The organism is Candidatus Thermoplasmatota archaeon (genome assembly GCA_035541015.1).
In the GTDB taxonomy this organism is placed as follows: domain Archaea; phylum Thermoplasmatota; class SW-10-69-26; order JACQPN01; family JAIVGT01; genus DATLFM01.
Window position 1 is genome coordinate 1 of record DATLFM010000001.1, and the last position, 2467, is coordinate 2467.

The 2467-nt window shown below is 69.5% G+C and carries 3 protein-coding genes; 2 read left to right on the forward strand and 1 reads right to left on the reverse strand.

All coding sequences use genetic code 11. The features are described from left to right. The coding region (locus tag VM681_00005; protein HVL86376.1) for a MarR family transcriptional regulator at positions 1-816 on the forward strand (816 nt) is incomplete at its 5' end. On the opposite strand, the gene VM681_00010 is transcribed toward VM681_00005, so the two are convergent. Beyond that, positions 813-2147, reverse strand: coding sequence for a hemolysin family protein (locus VM681_00010; protein HVL86377.1), 1335 nt, complete (start codon positions 2145-2147; stop codon positions 813-815). The two genes, VM681_00005 and VM681_00010, sit on opposite strands and share 4 nt — an antisense overlap. A gap of 89 nt (positions 2148-2236) precedes the next feature. On the opposite strand from VM681_00010, the gene VM681_00015 reads away from it, so the two are divergent. Then, positions 2237-2467: 3-isopropylmalate dehydratase (locus VM681_00015; protein HVL86378.1), on the forward strand; the 231-nt coding region annotated here is incomplete at its 3' end.

The window sequence follows — 2467 nt, forward strand, 5'->3', positions numbered from 1 at the left end:
GCGCTCGATGGCGTTGGCGTCCACGTCGACCTCCGGCCGGAAGACGGCGGCGCGCAATCCTCCTCGCCCGTCGTCGAGGGCGGGCGCGCCGTCGTGGCCTCTGCCGTTTCGGGGGTCGTTCCGGAGCCCCGCGCGGCGGGATCGAACGAGGCCGCTCTGGTCGCGACCTACGCGCCCGCCGACGAACCTGACGGGGCCAACCGTGCCGCAAAGGCTTACGGCCTGTCCGGCCCCGGCCCGGCGAGCGCGGTGGGCCCCCAATCGGGCGTCATGGCCGCGCTCTTGCTCGGGGTGGCGCTTGCGATTCCCCTGTGGGCGCTGTACCGGAGGCTCGTGCGCGAGGGAGCGCTCGATCAGGAGCGACGCCGCCGCATCCACGATCTCGTGCTGGCTTCGCCGGGCATCACGGCCGGCGAGCTTCGGTCGGCGACCGGCCTTCACTATACGACCGTCACGCACCACCTGCGCGTGCTTCACGAGCTGGGTCTTGTGGAGGTGCTTCGACTGGACGGCCGGCTCCGTGCCTTTGAGAACCACGGCCGGTTCGGCTGCGTGGAGAAGCGCGTGGCTGCCGCGGCCAAGAGCGCCACGTCGCTTGCCGTGCTGACCGTGGCGCTGCGCCGGCCAGGCGTGTCGCCGTCGACCGTCGCCACGGAGCTTGGGCTCACGCGGCCGGCCGTGAAGCGGCACGTCGACAAGCTTGCGGCGTGGGGGCTTCTCGAGCCCCGCCGAGAGGGCGCGCGCCTCCGGCTGCACCTCTCTCCCCGGGCGGTGGACGCCGTGCTGGCCCGCCAGCCGTCCGTTCGGGCGCCCTAGGCCTCCGCCTTCTCCTGCGCCTTGAGCCGCTGGAACTCGGCCACCTTCACGCGGCGACGTCCGACCTCGCGCAGGGTGACCTGGTAGCCGTCCGCGAGCCGGAAGCTCTCGCCGGCCAGCGGCATGCGGCCCAGATGGTCGATGATCCAGCCCGAGACGGTCGAGATCCCCGGCTTGCGAAGCGGGGCGCCCAGCAGGTCCTCGAGGTCGTGGAGCGTCATGGTGCCGTCAACGAGGTAGTGGCCCTCGCCGAGCACGCGGTAGGCCTGCTCGATGGGCTCGGGCTCGTCGAACTCGTCGCGGATGGAGCCGAAGACCTCCTCGAAGATGTCCTCCATCGTGACGAGCCCGATCGTCCGTCCGTGCTCGTCCACGACCATGGCCATGTGCCGCCCGCGCCGGATGAGCTCGGCAAGGAGGTTCTCGACGCTCTGGTTCTCCGGCACGAACATGATGTCGCGCTTGATGTCGAGGAGCGTCTGCTCGGGCCGGTCCTTCCGGATGATGCGCGAGAAGACGTCCTTGTAGTGGACCATGCCGACGACGTTGTCGGGCGAGCCGTCCACGAGGGGGAAGCGGCTGTAGCCTGCCTCGTCGGCCACGCGCACGTTGTCCTCGAGGCTCTTGCGGATGTCGAGGGCGACAACCCTCGTGATGGGCGTCATGACGTCGCCCGCCTTCATCTCGGCGAGGTCGAAGAGGTTCAGGAAGGCGCGGCGGCGCGTCGTGGGTCCGCCGACCTCCCCGGAGAGGATCTCGCGGATCTCCGCGAAGGAGTGGGTCTGCTCGGTGGACGTGGCGGGCTTGAACCCGAGCACGCGGATCACCGCGTTTGACGCCCGGTTGAGGACGCGGATGGCCGGCGAGAAGACGACGAAGAAGAAATCGAGCGCGCGCGCCAGCCGGAGCGCGGTCTGCTCGGGGTGCCGGATGGCGATGCTCTTGGGGGCAAGCTCGCCAAAGACGATGTGGAGGAAGGTGATGAACGAGAAGGCGATGGCAAAGGCGACGCCGTGGAGCAGGATGGGCTCGTTCACGCCCAGGGCCTCGAATCCGGGCCGGATGACGTCGGCCACGGCCGGCTCGCCGATCCAGCCCAGGCCCAGCGAGGAGATGGTGATGCCAAGCTGGCAGGCGGAAAGGTAGGCGTCGAGCTGGCCCGTGATGCGCTTGGCCACGGCCGCGCGCGCGTCGCCCTCGCGGATGCGCGTGGACAGCTGCGTGTTGCGCACTTTGACGATGGCGAACTCGGCCGCCACGAAGAACGCGTTGAGGAGCACGAGGCCGACGACGGCCACGAGCATGAGGGCAAGCCAGACAGGATCGGCCATTGGGACGGGGTAGGCAGGGGGTGGGCGGACTTGAAGGTTTTCGGACGAAACCATCAAGCGCGTTCCCGGGTTACGTCCGCTCGATTCCCATGGAAACGCGGTTCTCCGGGCGCGCCTGGACGTTTGGCGATTCGATCGACACGGACATGATCACGCCCGGCAAGTACCTGGCCATCCTCGACCCCAAGGGGCTCGCCGAGCACGTGCTCGAGGGCGCGGACCCCGAGTTCCCGAAGAAGGTGAAACCGGGCGACATCCTCGTGGCGGGCGAGAACTTCGGATGCGGGTCCTCGCGCGAGCACGCGCCCGTGGCCATCAAG

Bases quoted from the DNA above. Each gene is read 5' to 3' on its own strand.
- VM681_00010 (HVL86377.1), bottom strand. From the start codon at position 2,147: ATGGCCGATCCTGTCTGGCTTGCCCTCATGCTCGTGGCCGTCGTCGGC.